15 protein-coding genes and 1 pseudogene are annotated in these 18,596 nt (G+C 71.2%); 6 read left to right on the top strand and 10 right to left on the bottom strand.

The features are described from left to right. Nucleotides 1-32: 32 nt before the first annotated feature. The 3 genes from ACYVAG_RS04610 to ACYVAG_RS04600 all read right to left on the bottom strand — a co-directional run bounded on the left by ACYVAG_RS04610 (nt 33) and on the right by ACYVAG_RS04600 (nt 4,822). The gene (locus ACYVAG_RS04610) at nt 33-3,275 is read right to left on the bottom strand and encodes an Rne/Rng family ribonuclease (RefSeq protein WP_460767181.1); all 3,243 of its coding nucleotides are present in this window, start codon (nt 3,273-3,275) and stop codon (nt 33-35) included. Nucleotides 3,276-3,537: 262 nt separating this feature from the next. After that, nucleotides 3,538-3,768 carry a hypothetical protein gene (locus tag ACYVAG_RS04605; RefSeq protein ID WP_460767179.1) on the bottom strand — a complete coding sequence of 77 codons (231 nt, stop codon included), beginning with the start codon at nt 3,766-3,768 and terminating at the stop codon, nt 3,538-3,540. Nucleotides 3,769-4,090: 322 nt separating this feature from the next. After that, entirely contained in the window at nt 4,091-4,822 is a 732-nt protein-coding gene (locus ACYVAG_RS04600) for a TIGR03936 family radical SAM-associated protein (protein WP_460767177.1), read from the bottom strand. Nucleotides 4,823-4,842: 20 nt separating this feature from the next. Here ACYVAG_RS04600 and ACYVAG_RS04595 point away from each other — a divergent pair, with 20 nt between their 5' ends. Both ACYVAG_RS04595 and ACYVAG_RS04590 read left to right on the top strand, forming a co-directional pair. Then, nucleotides 4,843-6,036: an MFS transporter gene (locus ACYVAG_RS04595; protein ID WP_460767174.1), complete on the top strand. Its 1,194-nt coding sequence runs from the start codon at nt 4,843-4,845 to the stop codon at nt 6,034-6,036. A gap of 94 nt (nt 6,037-6,130) precedes the next feature. Next, complete coding sequence (locus ACYVAG_RS04590; protein ID WP_460767171.1) at nt 6,131-7,867, top strand: NAD-dependent malic enzyme; 1,737 nt, start codon at nt 6,131-6,133, stop codon at nt 7,865-7,867. 227 nt (nt 7,868-8,094) lie between these two features. Here the strand turns inward: ACYVAG_RS04590 and ACYVAG_RS04585 are convergent, their stop codons facing one another. The 7 genes from ACYVAG_RS04585 to ACYVAG_RS04555 all read right to left on the bottom strand — a co-directional run bounded on the left by ACYVAG_RS04585 (nt 8,095) and on the right by ACYVAG_RS04555 (nt 15,445). Further along, entirely contained in the window at nt 8,095-8,559 is a 465-nt protein-coding gene (locus ACYVAG_RS04585; RefSeq protein WP_460767169.1) for a hypothetical protein, read from the bottom strand. Between the two features lie 10 nt (nt 8,560-8,569). Beyond that, on the bottom strand, nt 8,570-9,823 hold the full coding sequence (locus tag ACYVAG_RS04580; RefSeq protein ID WP_460767166.1) for an MFS transporter: 1,254 nt from the start codon (nt 9,821-9,823) through the stop codon (nt 8,570-8,572). Between the two features lie 184 nt (nt 9,824-10,007). After that, complete coding sequence (locus tag ACYVAG_RS04575; protein WP_460767163.1) at nt 10,008-11,981, bottom strand: TIGR03960 family B12-binding radical SAM protein; 1,974 nt, start codon at nt 11,979-11,981, stop codon at nt 10,008-10,010. Nucleotides 11,982-12,081: 100 nt separating this feature from the next. Further along, nucleotides 12,082-13,173, bottom strand: coding sequence for a lysostaphin resistance A-like protein (locus ACYVAG_RS04570; protein ID WP_460767160.1), 1,092 nt, complete (start codon nt 13,171-13,173; stop codon nt 12,082-12,084). A gap of 2 nt (nt 13,174-13,175) precedes the next feature. Continuing rightward, on the bottom strand, nt 13,176-13,604 hold the full coding sequence (gene ndk / locus ACYVAG_RS04565; protein WP_460767157.1) for a nucleoside-diphosphate kinase: 429 nt from the start codon (nt 13,602-13,604) through the stop codon (nt 13,176-13,178). A gap of 9 nt (nt 13,605-13,613) precedes the next feature. Then, nucleotides 13,614-13,961 (bottom strand): DUF4233 domain-containing protein, encoded by a 348-nt coding sequence (locus tag ACYVAG_RS04560; protein ID WP_460767154.1) that lies wholly within the window; start codon nt 13,959-13,961, stop codon nt 13,614-13,616. Continuing rightward, on the bottom strand, nt 13,958-15,445 hold the full coding sequence (locus tag ACYVAG_RS04555; protein WP_460767152.1) for a bifunctional folylpolyglutamate synthase/dihydrofolate synthase: 1,488 nt from the start codon (nt 15,443-15,445) through the stop codon (nt 13,958-13,960). The genes ACYVAG_RS04560 and ACYVAG_RS04555 overlap by 4 nt, the downstream gene beginning before the upstream one ends. A 27-nt stretch (nt 15,446-15,472) precedes the next feature. Between ACYVAG_RS04555 and ACYVAG_RS04550 the strand changes: the two are divergent. From ACYVAG_RS04550 to ACYVAG_RS04535, 4 genes and pseudogenes are all read left to right on the top strand, one after another. Further along, nucleotides 15,473-15,955, top strand: a pseudogene (locus ACYVAG_RS04550) (MauE/DoxX family redox-associated membrane protein); the annotation flags it as partial. 122 nt (nt 15,956-16,077) lie between these two features. Continuing rightward, the gene (locus ACYVAG_RS04545) at nt 16,078-16,848 is read left to right on the top strand and encodes a DsbA family protein (protein ID WP_460767149.1); all 771 of its coding nucleotides are present in this window, start codon (nt 16,078-16,080) and stop codon (nt 16,846-16,848) included. Between the two features lie 107 nt (nt 16,849-16,955). Continuing rightward, nucleotides 16,956-17,705 carry a DsbA family protein gene (locus ACYVAG_RS04540; protein WP_460767146.1) on the top strand — a complete coding sequence of 250 codons (750 nt, stop codon included), beginning with the start codon at nt 16,956-16,958 and terminating at the stop codon, nt 17,703-17,705. A 93-nt stretch (nt 17,706-17,798) separates the two neighbouring features. Next, nucleotides 17,799-18,563, top strand: coding sequence for a DedA family protein (locus tag ACYVAG_RS04535; protein WP_460767143.1), 765 nt, complete (start codon nt 17,799-17,801; stop codon nt 18,561-18,563). The last annotated feature ends 33 nt before the right edge of the window (nt 18,564-18,596 follow it).

The raw sequence follows: 18,596 nt of genomic DNA, 5'->3' as shown, positions 1-18,596 counted from the left end.
TCCGGGCGCCGTCGGCGGTTCGTGCGTGGGGATCAGGCCTGGGCGTCGCCCTCGGCGGGAGCCTCGGGGTCGGCCTTGCGCCGGCGGCTGCCGCCGCGCATGCGGCGGGCGGGTGCCTTCTTCGTGGACTCGACAGCCTCGGCGGGTGCCTCGGCGGCTTCGGCGGACGTCAGCTCGGGCAGGACCTGATCGACGTCGGCCGGGGCCTGCTCGACCCACTGGTCCTGCACCGGGGCCTGCGCAACCTGCTGGTCCTGGACCGCAGCCTGCTCGACCCGCTGGTCCTCGACCGGGGCCTGCTCGACCCGCTGGTCCTCGACCGGGGCCTGCTCGACCCGCTGGTCCTCGACCGGGGCCTGCTCGACCCGCTGGTCCTGGACCGGGGCCTCCTCGACCTGCTGGTCGCCGTCCTGCTCGTCCTTCGGCTTCGGGTGGGGGAACTTCCGCTTCACGGGCTCGGTGTCGGCGTCCTTGGTCCGGGACCCGGTGTTCTGGGACCCGTTGTCCTGGGACCCGCTGCCGCCGTTCCCGTTGTTCTGGTTGCCGTTCCCGCGGCCGCCGTTGCCACCGCCGTTGTCGTCACCGCGGCCCTTGCCACGGCGACCCCGGCCACGTCCGCCGCGGTCACCGCCGTCGGCCGGGGCCTGGGTGTCGACCGGCATGTCGTGGATCTCGAAGCCGCGGCCGTTGCAGTGTTCGCAGTCCTCGGTGAAGGCCTCGGCGAGGCCGGTGCCGATCTTCTTGCGGGTCATCTGCACGAGCCCGAGCGACGTGACCTCGGCGACCTGGTGGCGCGTACGGTCGCGTCCCAGGCACTCGGTGAGGCGACGCAGCAGCAGCTCGCGGTTGGCGGGCAGGACCATGTCGATGAAGTCGATCACGATGATGCCGCCGATGTCGCGCAGGCGCAGCTGGCGCACGACCTCCTCGGCCGCCTCGAGGTTGTTCGACGTGACCGTCGCCTCCAGGTTGCCGCCGGAGCCCGTAAACTTGCCGGTGTTGACGTCGATGACGGTCATCGCCTCGGTGCGGTCGATGACGAGGGAGCCACCCGACGGCAGGAAGACCTTGCGCTCGAGCGCCTTGGAGATCTGCTCGTCGATGCGGTGCTGGGCGAAGATCTCGCCGCGGGCGCCGTCCCAGCGCTCGATGCGCTCGGCGAGGTGGGGAGCCACGTGCTCCACGTACGCCGTCACGGTCTCGTACGCGTCGTCGGCCGTGCCGTTGCCGTCGATGACGAGCTTCGAGAAGTCCTCGGTGAAGAGGTCGCGCACGATGCGGACGGTGGGATCGGGCTCCGCGTACAACTGCTGCGGGGCCTGGCCGCCCTTGACCTTCTTCTCGATGGCCTCCCACTGGGCCTTCAGGCGGTTCACGTCGCGGACCAGCTCGTCCTCCGAGGCGCCCTCGGCCGCCGTGCGGACGATCACCGACGCCTCGGAGTCGACCAGGTCGGCGAGGATGTCCTTCAGGCGCTTGCGCTCGGTGTCGGACAGCTTGCGGGAGATGCCGGACAGGTGGCCGCCGGGGGCGTACACGATGTAGCGGCCGGGCAGCGAGATGTTGTTGGTCAGGCGGGCACCCTTGGCGCCGACCGGGTCCTTCGTCACCTGGACGAGGATCGGCATGCCGGACTTCAGCACCTTCTCGACCTTGCGGCTCTGGCCGTCGGACCCGAAGGAGTCCCAGTCGACCTCGCCGGCGTACAGCACCGCGTTGCGGCCGCGGCCGATGTCGATGAAGGCGGCCTCCATCGACGGCAGCACGTTCTGGACGCGGCCGAGGTAGACGTTGCCGATCAGCGAATGGGCCGAGGCGCGGTCGACGTAGTGCTCGACGAGGACCTTGTCCTCGAGCACCGCGATCTGCGAGAGCTCTTCGTTCTGGCGGATGACCATGGTGCGCTCGACCGACTCGCGGCGGGCGAGGAACTCGGCCTCCGACAGGATCGGCGCGCGGCGACGCCCGGCGGCGCGGCCCTCGCGGCGGCGCTGGCGCTTGGCCTCCATGCGGGTCGAGCCGTCGATGCCGGTGACCTCGTCGGACGCCTTGCCACGGCGGGGCTCACGGACGCGCTCGACGACCTCGACGTTCTCGTCGTCGTCGGACGTGGAGGCCTCTCCGCGGCGGCGACGACGGCGACGGCGACGGCGGCCGTCGGCCGACCCCTCGCCGCGGTCGTCCTCGTTGCCCTCGTCGTCGGAGTCGGTCTCGCTGTGGTCGGACTCGGACGACGGGTCGGCGTCCCTGTCGGACTGCTGACCGTCGGACTGCTGACCGCGGCCGCGCTGGTCCTGGCCGGAATCGTCATCGGACTCGTCGGAGTCGTCGCCCTGCCCGCGGCGGCGACGACGTCCGCCGCGACGGCGGCGACGGCGACGGGGACGACCGTCCTCGTCGGAGTCATCGTTGTCGTCGGAGTCCTGGTCGTCGGAGTCCTCGTCATCGGAGTCCTCGTCATCGGAGTCCTGGTCGCCATACTCGGTCGATGCGTCCTCGGCGGTCTCGGACTCGTCGAGGGTCGTGGCAGGCTGGTCGTCGTCGGCGACCTCGGCGGCAGCGGTCTGCTCGGCAGCGGTCTGTTCGGCGGCGTCGTCGGCGTTCACGCGGTCGGCCGGCGCCGGCTCGGCCTCGGGCTCGGCGGCCACGGGCACCGCGAAGGGATTGGCGACGGCCTTGCGGGGGCGACGGCGCGTACGCGGGGCCTCGTCGACCTCGGGCTGGGGCGCTGCGGCAGGTTCGGTGGTCGCAGCGTCGGCACCGGGCGTCGCGTCCGTCTCGGTCGGCGTCTTTGCCACGTTCTTGCGGCTGGCGCGCTTGCGGGGCGCCCTGGCGGGCGCGCCGGCGATGGTCTCACCGGTCGCGGCGGCCTCCCCCGAGGCCTCGGGTGCGGACTCGGCCGTCATCGCGAGCGTCTCGGGAACGTCGGGCAGGGGGTCGGGCGCGGCCGTCTTCCTGGTGGCCCGCTTGCGGGCGGGGCGCTTGGTCGGCGCGGGGTCGGCGGCGGGCGCTTGGGCTGCGCGAGCCTCGACCGACGGCGCGGCCGGCGTGTCGACCAACGGTGTCTCGGAGGCGATCGAGGGCGCGGAGGCAATCGGGGGCGCGGAGGCGATCGGTGCCTCCGAGGCCGGGACGGTCGGAGCTTCGGTCACCGGGACCTCGACCGGCGGACCGGCCGGGCGGCTGGCCGCACGGCGGCGGCGACGGGGCTGGGGGGCGTCGTGGCCCTCGGGGCCATCGGTGGAGGCAGGGACGTTCGTGGGTTCGTCGAGCATGAAACTCCTTCGCCGGCCACCGGGGCCGACCTCACAGGGCGCACCGCGGGGGGCGCCACAAAGCTGGCGGTCTCGAGTCCCGGCGCCATGAGCCTCCCGCGGTCGCGTACGTCGCGGTGGAGATCTGCCTCAGGTCGGTGACCTGCTGGCCACACGGGCTGCGCGGGCTCGACGAGCCACCGGCGGTGGCCCTTAACCTGACCCCACTATCCCACACGCGCAGCGCGGGGACCCACAGGGCCGCGCCGCGCGCCGTGGCGGATCAGGACGTCTCGTCGGTCAGGACGCGCCCGCGGGTCTCGGGCAGGGTCAGGACCGTGGCCGCGCTGATGAGAAGCATCGTCATGACGTAATAGGAGAACGCCCGCGGCCCGTACGCCCGCGTGAGGAAGGTCTGGTGATAGAGGCTGGTGCCCCCGAAGACCGCCACGGCGACCGACAGCGGGAGCGCGACGCCGATCGTGCGGATGCGGGTCGGGAAGATCTCGCACATGATCGCCGGCGAGATCGCACACGGCCGCGACGAACACCTGGGCGATCGTCATCGCGAGGAAGAGCCGCATTGGGTTGCCGTCGATCATCGACGAAAGGGGCAGACAGACCACGCTCAGGCCGACGATGCCGATGAGCATGACGGGCTTGCGACCGATGCGGTCCGACCCTCGCTGGCCATGGCGGCAGCCATCCACCGCAGCGGCACAGCTGCGGGACATGCGCGTGGCCACCACCGTGGTCGCGGGACGCGTCGACCACGACGCCCGCTGACCTTGCCGCTGGCCCTGTGGCCAGGATCCGCCCGGGTCGGAGGCCCGGAGCTACGCCGGGTCAGCCGGTCCGAACGGGTCGAGCAGACCGTCGTCGGTGAGTTCGCCCTGCGCCAGTCGCGTCAGGAGCGCGTTGGGGGGCACGGCGAGCTCGGGAGTGACCTTCGCGATCGCCTGCAGGACGTCGTCGGGCCGGACCAGCGGGGCCTGGTGTCGCGCCACCAGGGCGATGCCCGTGTCGGTCGCGGTGAGCTCGACCACGGCCGCGCGCGCGTCGAACGCGCGCATCCCGTTCTTCGTCATGCGCTCGACCTCCACGTGGTCCGCGGCGAGGAAGTCGGCCACGGCGCGCTCGAGCACAGCCAGGTCGGCCACCGGGAAGTCGACGCGCCACGCGCTCGCCGTCAGCCGGTCGGCCAGCGCTCCCCCGCTGGCTTCCACCACCGCAATGACGTCGAGCCCCGGTGGCAGCGCGGCGTCCAGGGCCTCGCGTACCTTCTCGGGGTCACAGCGCTCGGCCAGCCCGATCTCCAGATACTCCGCCTCGGTGGCGGCGCCGGTCGGCGACGCGTTGGCGAAGGACACGCGCGGGTGGGGGTTGAATCCCGACGAGTACGCCATCGGGACTCCCGCGCGCCGCAGGGCCCGCTCGAACGCGCGGCCGAAGTCGCGGTGGCTGGTGAACCGGGCGCGGCCGCGCTTGGCGTACTGCACCCGCAGCTTCTGCACCGGCGGGGCCTGCTGCTCGGGCTGGCGACGCTTCTTCGACTGGTCTGGGGACACGACGCGCTAGCCTACCGGGAGTGCAGCCAGATTCTTCGATCCGGCGTCCGGGCTGGCTGGTGCTGGCGGCCCTGATCCTGCTGTCGATCAACCTCCGCCCGACCGCGTCCGCCCCGGGTCCGGTGTTGGGCGCGATCCGCACCGACCTGCACCTCAGCGGCGCCACCGCGGGCCTGCTCACCTCCCTGCCGGTCGTCTGCTTCGCGGTGTTCGGCGCCCTGGCGCCGGCCATCGCCAACCGCATCGGGAGCCACCGCGCCGTGGTCGGCGCGCTGGGGGTGATGGTCGTCGGCCAGGCCCTCCGCCTGTACGCCGGCTCGGCCGCCCCGTTCCTCGCCGCGTCGATCCTCGCGCTTGCCGGCATGGCCGTGGCGAACGTCCTGCTGCCGTCGCTGGTCAAGCAGCACTTCCCCGATCGCATCGGGCTGGTGACCGCCCTCTATTCGAGCGGCATCATCGCGGGCCTGACCATGGCCTCGATGCTCACCGCGCCCCTGGCCGAACAGCTCGGCGGCTGGCGCCAGGCGTTCTGGGCGTGGGTCCTGATGGCGCTCGCGACGGTGATCCCCTGGCTGGCGATGCTCGCGTACGACCGCGGCCACGCGCCGCGCCACGCCTCCACCCGCATCTCGCTGGCCCGCGTCGCTCGCACCCGGCTCGCCTGGTTCCTGGCGATCTTCTTCGGCTTCCAGTCCGGCCAGGCGTACGCGGTGTTCGGCTGGCTCGCGAGCATCTATGTGGAGGCCGGCAGCACGCCCGCGGCCGCCGGGCTCTATCTCGGCATCGCCACCGGGGTGGGTATCCCGCTCGGATTCCTGCTGCCCGCCTACACCGCGCGGCGCCAGAGCCCGTACGCCCTGCTGGTCGTCATCGGCGTCTGCGGCCTCGTCGGGTACGCCGGGCTGGCCCTCGCTCCCCTGGCCGCCCCCGCGCTGTGGGCCCTGATGGTGGCCTTCGGCACCGCCGCGTTCCCCATCTTCCTCGCCCTGATGGGCATCCGGGCCCGCACCGCGGAGGGCACCGCAGCGCTGTCGGCGTTCGCCCAGAGCGTCGGCTATCTCATCGCGATCCCGTGGCCGCTGCTCGTGGGCGTGCTCCGCGACGCGACCGGCGGGTTCACCGCACCGCTGGCGATGATGGCCCTGATGCTGGTCCCGCTGGTCGCCTTCGGCCTGCTGGCGTCGCGGCCGCGATTCCTCGAGGACGAGCTCTGAGCCGCAGGGCACGCCGTGCTCCTCGTCTCCCGGCGCTCGCGCGGAGAACGTTCCTCGGTTGGCGTACCGGCCGGTCATCACTAGGGTTCGGTCCGTGGCCCGCCAATATCAGTTCTCTCCCGAAGGCGCCGGCGAGAAGGTCGAGATCGCCGTGCGCGGTCGTCAGATCCTTGCCCGCCCCATGATCAACTACGGCACGGCGTACACGCTCGCCGAGCGCGACGAGCTCGGGCTGACCGGCCTGCTCCCCCCAGCCGTGACGACCATGAACTCGCAGCTCAAGCGCATCTATCAGCAGTTCGAGGCCCAGCCCGACGCGCTGAGCAAGAACGTCTTCCTCACGCAGCTCCAGGACCGCAACGAGATCCTGTTCTATCGGCTGCTGACCGAGCACCTCGAGGAGATGCTGCCGATCATCTACACGCCGACGATCGGCGAGGCGATCCAGCAGTTCTCTCAGTGGTTCCACCGCCCGCGCGGGGTGTTCCTGTCGATCGACGACCCCGACGGCGTCGAGGCCGCGCTGCAGTCCTATGGCCAGGGCGCCGACGACGTCGACCTCATCGTCGTGACCGATTCCGAGGGCATCCTCGGCATCGGCGACCAGGGCGTCGGCGGCATCCGCATCTGCGTCGGCAAGCTGTCGGTCTACACCGCGGCGGCCGGCATCCACCCGCTGCGCGTGATGCCCGTCGTGCTCGACGTCGGCACCGACAACCTCGAACTCCTCAACGACGACGGCTACCTCGGCGTACGCCACGCCCGTGTGCGCGGCGAGGAGTACGACGCGTTCGTCGACCGCTTCGTCGAGACCGCGACGCGCATGTTCCCCAAGGCACTCCTCCACTGGGAGGACTTCGGCGCGTCGAACGCCCACCGCATCCTCGACAAATATCGCGAGGAGCACTGCACGTTCAACGACGACATCCAGGGCACCGCCGCCGTCGTTGTGGCCGCCGCCCTCGCCGCCGCCAAGGCCAAGGGCGAGCAGCTGTCCGACCAGCGCGTCGTGATCCACGGCGCCGGCACCGCCGGCATCGGCATCGCCGACCTGATGACCGACATCATGGTGCGCGAGGGCCTGTCGGTCGAGGACGCCCGCAAGCGGTTCTGGGGGCTGGGTTCGCGCGGCCTGATCCACACCGGTGCGCGCATGCGCTCGTTCCAGGAGCCGTACGCGCGCGACGAGGCCGAACTGAAGGGCTGGCGCACCGACGCACCGGGCCGCTACGAGCTCGCCGACGTCGTGCGCAACGTCCAGCCCACCATCCTCATCGGCACGTCGGCCCAGCCGGGCGCGTTCACCGAGGCGATCGTCACCGACATGTACGCGGGCTGCCGCCGCCCCGTCATCATGCCGCTGTCGAACCCCACCAAGAAGTCCGAGGCGCTGCCGAGCGACGTGATGAAGTGGACCGACGGCAATGCGCTGATGGCGACGGGGTCGCCCTTCCAGCCGGTCCACCACGACGGGATCGACTTCGAGATCGCCCAGGCGAACAACGCGCTGGTCTTCCCCGGCATCGGGCTCGGCACCATCGCGGTGCGCGCGACCCGCGTGACCGACCACATGGTCGCGGCGGCCGCCGAGGCGGTTGCCGAACTGACCGAGGCCACGAAGCGTGGTTCGGCCGTGTTGCCGTCGATGACGCAGCTGCGGGCGGTGTCGGCGACGGTCGCGCTGCGGGTCGCCGAGGCCGCGGTCGAGGACGGCGTGGCGACGGTCGAGCTCGAGAACCCGATCCAGGACATCTATTCGCAGATGTGGAAGCCGAACTATCCGCGCATCGACGTGGTGACGAACGAGCTGACGCCGAAGCGGAAGGGCTGACTTCGACTCGCTGGCGCTCGCTCAGCCAACGTTGGGGACGGGTGCTCGGCCACCCCGCGTTGGCTGAGCGAGGCCGCCTGCGGCCGAGTCGAAGCCCGGTTCCGCCGCTCGGCCACCCCACGTTGGCTGAGCGAGGCCGCCTCCGGCCGAGTCGAAGCCCGGTTCAGGCGCTCGGCCCACCCCACGTTGGCTGAGCGAGGCCGCCTGCGGCCGAGTCGAAGCCCGGTTCAGCCGCTCGTCGGCTGCACCAGCCACATGCCGTCGTGCATCAGCGTGCGGTCGGCGCCCTCGAACTCGCCGCGCCACGCCTGGATGCGGCGCGGCCGGAAGACATACATCTCCGAGCTGTCCGCCGGTTCGGCGCCCGTCTGCGCCTCGTAGGACGCCATCAGGTCGCCGTGGTTCTTCCGGAACTCCGGCACGGAGTGGGAGTCGGTGACCTGGGCGTCGATGACGACGCAGTCGGCGCTGGAGCCCACCCCCAGGCGTACGCGCGGGTCGGCCTTCAGGTGGCGGGTCGCGGGAAACGGCTCCGGGACCGCGATCAGCACCGACTCCTGGTGCCACGCCATCGGCAGCGGCGTCACGTAGGGATGGGACGCGACCGTCGACAGCCAGGCATCGATCCCGGGGGTCGCGAGCAGGTTCAGCGTGTCGGCGCGGCGTTCGGCATAAGCGCGGGGCTCAGGCATGGTTCCAACCCTAGACCGTGACCTCCTCCGGCTCGGCGGGGGCCGGTCGCCGCCCCGGCAGCCTCAGTGCCAGGGCCACGGCGGTCGCCACGACGAGTCCGAGCGCCGCCACCACCAGCGTCTGACGGATGCCGAACGACCCCACCAGCGCCGACGCCAGGAGTGCCCCGAGCGGTTGCCCGCCCCACGCGATCATGCGCGCCGTGGCGTGGACGCGGCCCTGCAACGTCTCGGGCGCGAGCTCCTGGCGCGTCACGATGCCGTTGATCACGACCGTCACGCTGCACCAGGACCAGCAGGTCAGGGCTCCGAGCGCGACCGGGAGCGATGGCGCGTACGCCAAGCCGCAGACGAGGGCGAATCCCGCGGCATAGCCGACGGTCGCGACCGCTCCCGGCGACCAGCGGCGGCGTACGCGAGGTGCGGTCACCCCGGCGAGGACGCTGCCGAGCGCCGAGGCGACGAACACCAGCCCGAGCAGGCCCGACGACTCGCGGACGTGGTGGACCTCGATCGCGTACGGCACCTGGAGGCCGACGACGGCGCCGCTGGCGAGGCTCACTCCGATGCCGAGGAAGGTGAGCGGCCCGATGAGGGCGTGGGAGGCGACGAAGCGTACGCCGACCGCGATAGACCGGGCGAACGACTCGGGCGGCGGATCGGCGGATCGGTCGCGGTCCACCTGACGCAGGGCGATCGCGAGCACGGCGGCCAGGGCGAGGCAGGCGACCTCGACCCAGAGCACCGAAGCGGGACGCAGCACCGTGAGGAGGAGTCCGCCGACGCCAGGGGCGACGAGGCCGACGATCGTGCCGAGGGTGGTCAGCAGGCCGTTGGCCTCGGCGATGCGCTCGCGGCCGACCAGCGTGGGGATCGAGGCGAACGCCGCCGCGTCCACCAGCACGAGGGCAAGGCCGACGACGAGGGCGGCGCCGAGGACGTGGCTGGTCGCGGGCCCGCCGGCCAGCATTGCCAGCGGCACGCTCGCCAGCGCCATCGACGCCGCGGCGCACCCGCCGACCATGATCGCGCGGCGCCCGTGGCGGTCGGCCAGGGACCCCGCGGGGAGGCCGAGGATCAGGTAGGGCAACACCTCGACGGCGCCGACGAGCGCGGTCAGCGACGCGGACCCGGTGCGGTCATGGACCAGGACCGGCAGCACGACGACCGAGGTGCCGGCGCCGGCCCAGACGAGCAGGCGGGCCAGGACGAACCACGAGAACCCCGGTGAGGAGAGGAGGGATCCATCCCTCTTGGTGAACATGATTGTCACTATAGCCTCGCGTACCGGCAGGCAGGAGTGTCCCGGACCTCAGTGCGATCGGCGACGCCAACGACGATCGGCGCCCCTGTCGCGTGTGCACGTTTGGGGCCACGCGCCCCGGCGTGTCGACGCACCCTGCGCACGCGTGTGCACAAGTTGGGTGTTCAGCAGCGCAGCGCGGGGCTCAGCCCCCGGCCAACCCCGAACGCACCGTCGGCAGCGGCAGCAGCACCTTGTCGGTGGGGCCGATCTGGATCTCGGTGTCCATCTGGGGGCAGACACCGCAGTCATAGCAGGGCGTCCAGCGGCAGTCGTCGACCTCGCGCTCGTCGAGGGCGTCCTGCCAGTCCTCCCACAGCCAGTCGCGGTCGAGGCCCGAGTCGAGGTGGTCCCACGGGAGCACCTCGTCATAGTCGCGCTCGCGCGTGGTGAACCAGTCGAGGTCGACGCCGTACGCAGCCAGCTCGCGCGCCGCCAGACCGGTCCAGCGATCGTAGGAGAAGTGTTCCGACCAGCCGTCGAACCGGCCCCCGTCGCGCCAGACCGCCTCGATGACCCGACCGACGCGGCGGTCGCCGCGCGACAGCAGCCCCTCGATGATGCCGGGCTTGCCGTCGTGGTAGCGGAAGCCGATCGCCTTGCCGTACTGCTTGTCCTCGCGGATCGCGTCGCGCAGCTTCTGCAGGCGCGCGTCGGTGGTCTCGACATCGAGCTGGGCGGCCCACTGGAACGGCGTGTGGGGCTTCGGCACGAACCCGCCGATCGAGATCGTGCAGCGGATGTCGCGGTGTCCGGCGGCCTCGCGGCCGGTCGAGATGACCCGCTTGGCCATGTCGGCGATCGCCAGCACGTCCTCGTCGGTCTCGGTGGGCAGCCCGCACATGAAATAGAGCTTCACCTGGCGCCAGCCGTTCGCGTACGCCGTCGCGACCGTGCGGATCAGGTCGTCCTCATCGACCATCTTGTTGATGACCTTGCGCATGCGCTCCGAGCCGCCCTCGGGCGCGAACGTCAGGCCCGAGCGCCGGCCGTTGCGGGACAGCTCGTTGGCCAGCGTGATGTTGAACGCGTCGACGCGCGTCGAGGGCAGCGACAGGGAGACGTTCGAGCCCTCATAACGGTCGGCGAGCTGCTTGGTGACCTCACCGATCTCGGTGTGGTCTGCGCTCGACAAGGACAGCAGGCCGACCTCCTCCAGGCCCGTCGCCTTCAGGCCGCCCTCGACCATCTGGCCGATCGTCTCGATGTTGCGCTCGCGGACCGGGCGCGTGATCATGCCGGCCTGGCAGAAGCGGCAGCCGCGCGTACAGCCGCGGAAGATCTCCACCGAATAGCGCTCGTGGACCGTCTCGGCGAGCGGCACCAGCGGCTTCTTCGGGTAGGGCCACGCATCGAGGTCCATCAGCGTGTGCTTGGCGACGCGGAAAGGGACGCCGGAGCGGTTGGGCGCGACCCGCTGGATTCGACCGTCGGGCAGGTAGGTCACGTCGTAGAACTTGGGGACATAGACACCGCCCGTCTCCGCCAGGCGCAGCAGGACGCCGTCGCGCCCACCCGGGCGGCCCTCGTCCTTCCACTCGCGGATCACGTCGGAGATCTTCAGCGCGATCTCCTCGCCGTCGCCCAGCACGGCACAGTCGATGAAGTCGGCGATCGTCTCGGGGTTGAACGCGGCGTGGCCGCCCGCGATGACGATGGGGTCGAACTCGCGCCGATCGACCGCGAGGATCGGCAGCCCCGCGAGGTCGAGCGCGTTCAGCATGTTCGTGTAGCCCAGCTCGGTCGAGAACGACACCCCGAACACGTCGAAGGCGCCCACCGGCCGGTGGGCGTCGAGCGTGAACTGGGGGATCTGGTGTTCCCGCATCACCTTCTCCATGTCGGGCCACACCGCGTAGGTGCGCTCGGCGAGGATCCAGTCGCGCTCGTTCAACACCTCATAGAGGATCGCGACGCCCTGGTTGGGCTGGCCGATCTCGTAGGCGTCCGGATACATCAGCGCCCAGCGGACTGCGACGGCGTCCCACTCCTTCACGACGGAGTTGTGCTCACCGCCGACATATTGGATCGGCTTCGAGACCGACGACAGCAGGGGCTCGAGGCGCGCGAAGACCGGCTCCGGCGAGGGAGCCTGCGTGGGCAGTGTGTCGGTGGTCATAGGGGAACAAGCGTACGCGTCCCCACCGACAGGTCCAATCGCGCCGCTGCGCTGGCTCGACAACGTCCTCCGAGCGAGCGCAGTGAGACGGCGAGCGCTGTCAGCGCAGCGTCGGCTGACCCGCGATGAGCTCACGACCCGGCGCGGCCACGCGCAGCCACGGCCCGCGCCGGTGCCACAGCTCGACCAACCCCAACACCACGAGGCCGGCCAGCAGCGAGATCAGGATGACGGGCGACCCCTGTCCCGCGCTGCGGTCGAACCCCTCCGACATGTGGCCCGTCAGCGCGGCGGCGGTGAAGGCCAGGACGTTGTTGACCGCGTGCAGCACCGATGACGCCTCGAGCCCGCCGGTGCGCCAGGTCAGCGCGCAGAAGACGAGACCCAGGCTGAAATAGTAGAAGTTCAGCCAGAGGTCTCCCGCGCCGTGCACCAACGTGAACAACCCCGACGACACCAGTGCCCCTGCGACGAGACCGAACTTCTCGGGCAACCACGCGGCCACCGAGCGGTTGATCAGCCCGCGGAACATGTATTCCTCGCCCGCCGACTGGAACGGGATGAGCAGGAGCGCGATCGCGATGTAGGCCGCCGCCTGCGAGGTGTCGCCCTTCGGCGTCGTGTCGAGCAGGGTCGGGATGCCGAGCCAGAGCAGCCAGATGGGCAGCATGACGGCGAGGCAGCGCAGCGCCCACCCCCACCGGAACCGGCCCTCCACCGAATGCAGCCAGCGGGCCTGCTGGCCGAAGGTCACCTTCTGGGTCAGCATCGCGCCCGGGATGAGGAGCGCGAGGCTGACCGCGGTCACCGCGAGCAACACCGGCGACATGGTGATCTTGCCGGCCTGCAGGTCCTCCATGGACGCGCGTCCGCTCGCCAGGTCGACGAACAGGGGGATGGCCTGCAGGAGCGAGACCACCCCGAAGATCGCCCCCATCATGAGGAGGGCGACGAGGGAGCGCCACCACGCGTTGGCTGGCGTCCGCAGGAACTCCGCGTACGTGCGCTCCTCGACGGGGAGCGCCGGCGGTTTGGGCATGGGCGCGTAGGGCGCGGGCGCGTACGGGTTGGGGGCGTGGGACGGTGCGTACGGCGGGTACGCGGGGTTCGGCGGCGCACCGTCAGGACCCTGCGCCTGCGGCCACTGCCCCAGCGGCGCGTGCGGTTCCGGTCCGCCCGGCCCTGCCGTCACGCTCAGGCCTCGGAGGTCGCGGCGAGCCCGGGGAACCACAGCGCGAGTTCGCGCGCCGCCGACTCGGGCGAGTCGGAGGCGTGGACGAGGTTCTCGCGGTTCGACAGCGCGAGGTCACCGCGGATCGAGCCGGCCTCCGCGGCGCGGCCGTCGGTCTTGCCGTTGATCAGGCGAACGGCGTCGATCGCGCTGTCCCCCTCGAGCACCAGCGCGACGAGCGGCCCGGACGTGATGAAGGCCCGTAGCGGCGGATAGAAGTCACGCTCGACGTGCTCGGCGTAGTGGCGGTCGGCCATCTCGCCGTCGACGGTGCGGAGTTCCAGGGCGACGAGCGTCAGTCCCTTGCGCTCGTAGCGACCGAGCACCTCCCCCACCAGCGAACGGCGGACGGCGTCGGGCTTGATCAGGACGAGGGTGCGCTCAGAGCTCATGGCGGCAGCCTAGCGGGCGGCGCGGACCTCTTCGATCCGCTTGCCGAGCACGAAGCAGGTGATCCAGAGCGTGAGGAACATCGCGCCCATGACGAACATGCCGTAGGTCAGGAAGCCGAGCGCGACGCCGACGAGCTGGGTGAGCCAGCCCAGGGCGTACCCGACCCGGGGCCGGCGCATCATCGCGGCCGCCGCGACGGCCAGCAGGGCCGCGGCACCCCCGGCGAGCGAGGCGGTCACCGGGGTCACGTCGGCGGTCATGATCATCACCGGGATGGCGAGGCCGAACACGATGACCTCGAAGATCAGCACGGCCATGAGCACCTTGCCCATGGGGTTGTCGGGGCGCAGGGTCATCGATCGTCCCGGTCGTCGCGCTCGCTGCCGTCGAACCTGTCGCGGCGATCGTCGTCGTCACTCTCCCCCGGCAGCGCGACCTCCTCGTCGGTCGCGTCCCAGTCGACCTCCTCGGCCTCCTGGGGCCGCTCGTCGACGAGGAGACCGCGGGCCTCGCCCACGGCGATGACCGATCCGGTGACGAGTACGCCCGGCAGGCCCCCATCGGTGTCGGCCAGCGTGGTCGCGAGCTCGAGCGCGTCATCCAGACGCGGAGCCACGCGTACGCGGTTGGCCCCGAAGATGCTGGTCGCGAGCTCCGCCAGTTCCTCGGCCGGGAGCCCGCGCGAGGTCGAGGAGACCTGCGTACAGACGATCACCGAGAGGTGCTCCTCCCAGATTTTGAGGACGCCCTCGACGTCCTTGTCGCGCATCATGGCCACCACACCCACCATCGGGTCGAACGCGAAGGCCTCGCGGACGGCCTCGGCGGTCACCAGCGTGGCCGGCACGTTGTGGGCGCCGTCGAGCACGATCGGCGGCGACTGGCGCACCGACTCGAGGCGCCCGGGGGCGCGTACCTCGGCGAAACCGTCGGTGATGACCTCGCCGGACAGGGGCTTGCCTCCCCCGCCGGATCCTGCGCCCAGGAACGCCTCGACGGCCGCCAGCGCGACGCCGGCGTTGCGGGCCATGTGGGCGCCGTGGAGCGGGAGGTGGATGTCGCCGATCGGGCCCTCGGCCCCGTTGAGGCGGATGACCTGGCCGCCGACGGCCTGCTGGCGCTCGAGCAGCCCGAAGTCGAGGCCCTCCCGCAGCGGAACAGCCCCCGCCTCGGCACAGCGCGCGAGCAGGATCGTGGCCGCCTCGGGCTCCTGGCCCGCGAGGACCGCGATGGCGCCGGGCTTGATGATGCCGGCCTTCTCGGCCGCGATCTCGGCGATGGTGTCGCCGAGGAGGTGAGTGTGGTCGAGCCCGACCGGCATCACGACGGCGACCTGGCCGTCGGCCACGTTCGTCGCGTCCCAGGTTCCGCCGAGGCCGGTCTCGACGACCGCGACGTCGACGGGGGCGTCGGCGAACGCCGCGTACGCCATGGCCGTGACCACCTCGAAGAACGTCATCGGGCAGCCGGGCCCTCCGTCGCCCGCCGGCAGGTCCATCTCGTCGACCATCGCGACGTAGGGGGCGATGTCGGCCCAGACCTCGGCGAAGCGCTCCTGGGAGATCGGGTGTCCGTCGATGGCGATGCGCTCGGTGACGTCGACGAGGTGGGGGCTTGAGAACCGGCCCGTACGCAGCCCCGTGGCGCGGAGCAGCGCCTCGATCATGATGGCGGTGGAGCCCTTGCCGTTCGTGCCGGCCACGTGGATGACCGGGAACGACCTCTGGGGCTCGCCGAGCAGGTCCATCAGGGCCTGGATGCGGTTGAGGCTGGGCGCGACGCGGTGCTCGGGCCATCGGGCGGTCAGTTCCGCCACGAGCTTCTCGTGATTCGTTGTCATTTCATCTCGCATCCTATGCTGTGGGCCATGAGCCCCGAGCATGTCGCGACCGCTGCCCGTCGGCGACACGGCCTGCCCGACTGGATCGGGTTGGCGGCGCGCCTCGTGCTCGGCGTCGTGTGGCTGTGGGCCGGCGGCGCGAAGATCCTCCACCTCGACGAGTCGGTGCTCGCGGTGCGGGGCTACCAGATCCTCCCCTACGAGTTGGCGCTCGTGGTGGGCTATGCCCTGCCGATGGTCGAGATCGTCGTCGGCCTCCTGCTGATCCTCGGTCTCCTGACTCGCTGGGCCGGCCTGCTCAGCTCGCTGATGATGCTCGCCTTCATCATCGGCATCGCCGCCGCCTGGGCGCGCGGCATCGCGATCGACTGTGGCTGCTTCGGCGGCGGCGGCGAGATCGCGTGGGAGGAGGCGCGCCGCAAATATCCGGTCGAGATCGCGCGCGACCTCGGCCTCTTCCTCCTGGGCGCCTGGCTGGTCTGGCGCCCGCGTACGCCCTTCAGCCTCGACGAGCGCCTGTTCGGCGAGCCGTCGTACGCGGCCGCGTACGCCGATCTCGACGACGACGAAGACCCCGACGACGACGTCACCGACACCCACGACCACCGCCCTGACCCCGCAAAGGAACACCGATGAGCAAGCCGAAGCCCGCCAAGCAGGGCAGCCGCCGCGCCGAACTGCGCGCCGCCCAGATCGCCGAGGCGAAGCGCCGCAAGAACCAGCGCACCGTGTTCGCCATCGTCGGCGGGCTGCTGGCCCTGGCGCTCATCGCCGGCATCGCGTTCGCCGTGATCAAGTTCCGCGAGGCGGAGGCCGCGAACATCCCGCCGAACGCGACCAAGGACAAGGGCGGCATCGTCATGAACCCCGGCAAGGCCAAGCCCGGCGCCCCGGTGGTGGCGATCTATCAGGACTACCAGTGCCCCGCCTGCAAGCAGTTCGAGGACCGCGTCGGCCCCCAGCTCGAAGAGCTGGCGAACGCCGGCGACATCCAGCTCGAGAACCACACCATGAAGTTCCTCGACACGAACCTCCGCAACGACGCCTCCGAGCGCGCCGCGAACGCGGCGGTGTGCGCGGATGCGGCGGGTCACTACGCGGCCTACCACCGCACCGTCTACAAGAACCAGCCCGCGCAGGAGGGGGTCGGCTACACCGACGACCAGCTGAAGAAGGACTTCGCCCAGCAGGCCGGCATCACCGGTGACCAGGCCCAGTCGTTCGAGAGCTGCTTCACGTCGCGCAAGTTCAAGTCGTACGTGAACTCCATGGACGTCAAGGCGGGCGAGGCCGGCATCACCGGCACGCCCTCGGTGAAGGTCAACGGCAAGGTCGTCGAGACCAAGAACTTCGTCGGCGACAAGACCGCAGTGAAGGCGGCCATCGACGCGGCGGCGAAGTGAGCCACCAGCCCCCTCCCGGCGGGCAGGGCCAGTGGCGACAGCCACAGCAGGGGCAGCCGGGCCAGTGGGCGCAACCTCCCCAGGGCCAGGGGGCGCAACCGGGTCCCGTGAACGGCGGGCACCCGCCGAAGAAGAACGGCCCCGTCGTCGCGATCGTCGCCGGCGTCGTGGTCCTGCTCCTGGCCATCGGCGGCTTCGCCGCCTGGCGCGCGCTCACCACCCTGTCGACCCTGCCCGGGCGCACGCCGACCACAGGCTCGCCGTCGACCGAGCCCGGCGTCCCGCCCCACGCCACGGCCGCGCGTGACGGCATCGTCGCCAATCCCGGCAAGGGCTCCGGCAAACCCGTCGTGAAGGTCTACGCCGACTACCAGTGCCCAGCGTGCGGACGGTTCGAGAAGCTGTTCGGTGACGTCCTCGACGACATGGCGGCCAAGGGTGAGGTGGGCCTCGAGGTGCACACCATGACCTTCCTCGACACCAACCTGCGCAACGACTCCTCCGCCCGCGCCGCCAACGCGGCCGCCTGCGCCGATGTGGCCGGACACTACGCGGCCTATCACCGCGCCCTGTTCGCCCACCAGCCCGCCCAGGAAGGCGACGGGTTCACCGACAACCAGCTCACCGGCGAGATCGCCGAGGCGGCCGGCATCAGCGGCGCGGCCATCAACGGGTTCCGTGCCTGCGTGCGTGAGCAGCGCCACCAGGCCTTCGTCAAGGGCGTCGACACGACCGCGGCGAAGGACGGCATCACCTCCACACCGACCCTGACGGTGAACGGGAAGAAGCTCGCCACCGCGAACCTGACCGCCGATCCGCAGTCGCTGCGCGCCGAGATCATGCGGCTGGCCCGCTGAGTGAGATCTGTCATGGGCCTGCAGTGACACGGTCCCGCCGGCCGGTGTGCCACGTCACCGGTCAGCTGCCCGCTTCGATGTGAGAGTGGAGTCATGACCGAGCACCCCGACAAGGCCCCCGACACCGAGCAGCCCGTGACGACCGAGACGGAGCGCCCTCTGACCAAGGAAGAGCTCCAGGAGCAGCGCATCGCCGAGGGCCGCGCGGCCATGCGTCAGGTGATCCCCTGGGAGGGGAAGGCCACGCGGACCGACAGGGCGCTGGTCATCTGCATGGGCGTCGCCTTCGCCCTCTCGCTCGCGATGATCCCGATCAAGCCGTTCCTGCTGGGTCGCAACCCCGTGCTGCTCGAGTTCATCACGGGCAACACCTCGGCGATCGGTGCCGGAGCCGCGTTCGCGCGCATCGGCCAGGCTCCCCTGTGGCTCGTGATCGTCGCCGGCGTCATCGGCTCCATCAAGTTCGACTGGCTCTTCTGGTGGATGGGTCGCCGCTGGGGCGGCCGCATCGTGCGGCTGTTCATCCCCAACCCGAAGATGCAGGAGCGCGTGGACCGCGCCGAGCACCTGCCGAAGTGGGTCGGCGCGGTCGCCGTCCTCATCGGTGTGCTCCCCGGCGTCCCGACCGCCGCCGCGTACGCGTTCGCGGGCTGGCAGAAGCTGCGCCTGCCGGCCTTCCTCGCCCTCAACATCCTGTCCACGACGCTGTGGGTCGGCCTCATCGCCGGGCTGGGGTACGCGGCGGGCCAGCGCGCGGTGGACATCGTGATGATGGTCGACAAGTACGCCCTGTGGGTCAGCCTCGCCCTGATCTTCGGCATGGCCTTCTGGGGAGCCCGCCGGCAGAAGGCCCGCTGACCCCGGATCCCCCCGCCCCGCAGGCCCCCGGTC

It is taken from the genome of Mariniluteicoccus flavus (assembly GCF_054776655.1).
This window is presented reverse-complemented; position numbering and strand designations above follow the sequence as displayed.

Excerpts from the sequence above, each read along its gene's own strand:
- ndk (WP_460767157.1), bottom strand. The coding sequence starts at position 13,604 with ATGAGCTCTGAGCGCACCCTCGTCCTGATCAAGCCCGACGCCGTCCGC.
- ACYVAG_RS04560 (WP_460767154.1), bottom strand. The coding sequence starts at position 13,961 with ATGACCCTGCGCCCCGACAACCCCATGGGCAAGGTGCTCATGGCCGTG.
- ACYVAG_RS04610 (WP_460767181.1), bottom strand. The coding sequence starts at position 3,275 with ATGCTCGACGAACCCACGAACGTCCCTGCCTCCACCGATGGCCCCGAG.
- ACYVAG_RS04580 (WP_460767166.1), bottom strand. The coding sequence starts at position 9,823 with ATGTTCACCAAGAGGGATGGATCCCTCCTCTCCTCACCGGGGTTCTCG.
- ACYVAG_RS04535 (WP_460767143.1), top strand. The coding sequence starts at position 17,799 with ATGACCGAGCACCCCGACAAGGCCCCCGACACCGAGCAGCCCGTGACG.
- ACYVAG_RS04605 (WP_460767179.1), bottom strand. The coding sequence starts at position 3,768 with ATGTGCGAGATCTTCCCGACCCGCATCCGCACGATCGGCGTCGCGCTC.
- ACYVAG_RS04545 (WP_460767149.1), top strand. The coding sequence starts at position 16,078 with ATGAGCAAGCCGAAGCCCGCCAAGCAGGGCAGCCGCCGCGCCGAACTG.
- ACYVAG_RS04585 (WP_460767169.1), bottom strand. The coding sequence starts at position 8,559 with ATGCCTGAGCCCCGCGCTTATGCCGAACGCCGCGCCGACACGCTGAAC.
- ACYVAG_RS04575 (WP_460767163.1), bottom strand. The coding sequence starts at position 11,981 with ATGACCACCGACACACTGCCCACGCAGGCTCCCTCGCCGGAGCCGGTC.
- ACYVAG_RS04555 (WP_460767152.1), bottom strand. The coding sequence starts at position 15,445 with ATGACAACGAATCACGAGAAGCTCGTGGCGGAACTGACCGCCCGATGG.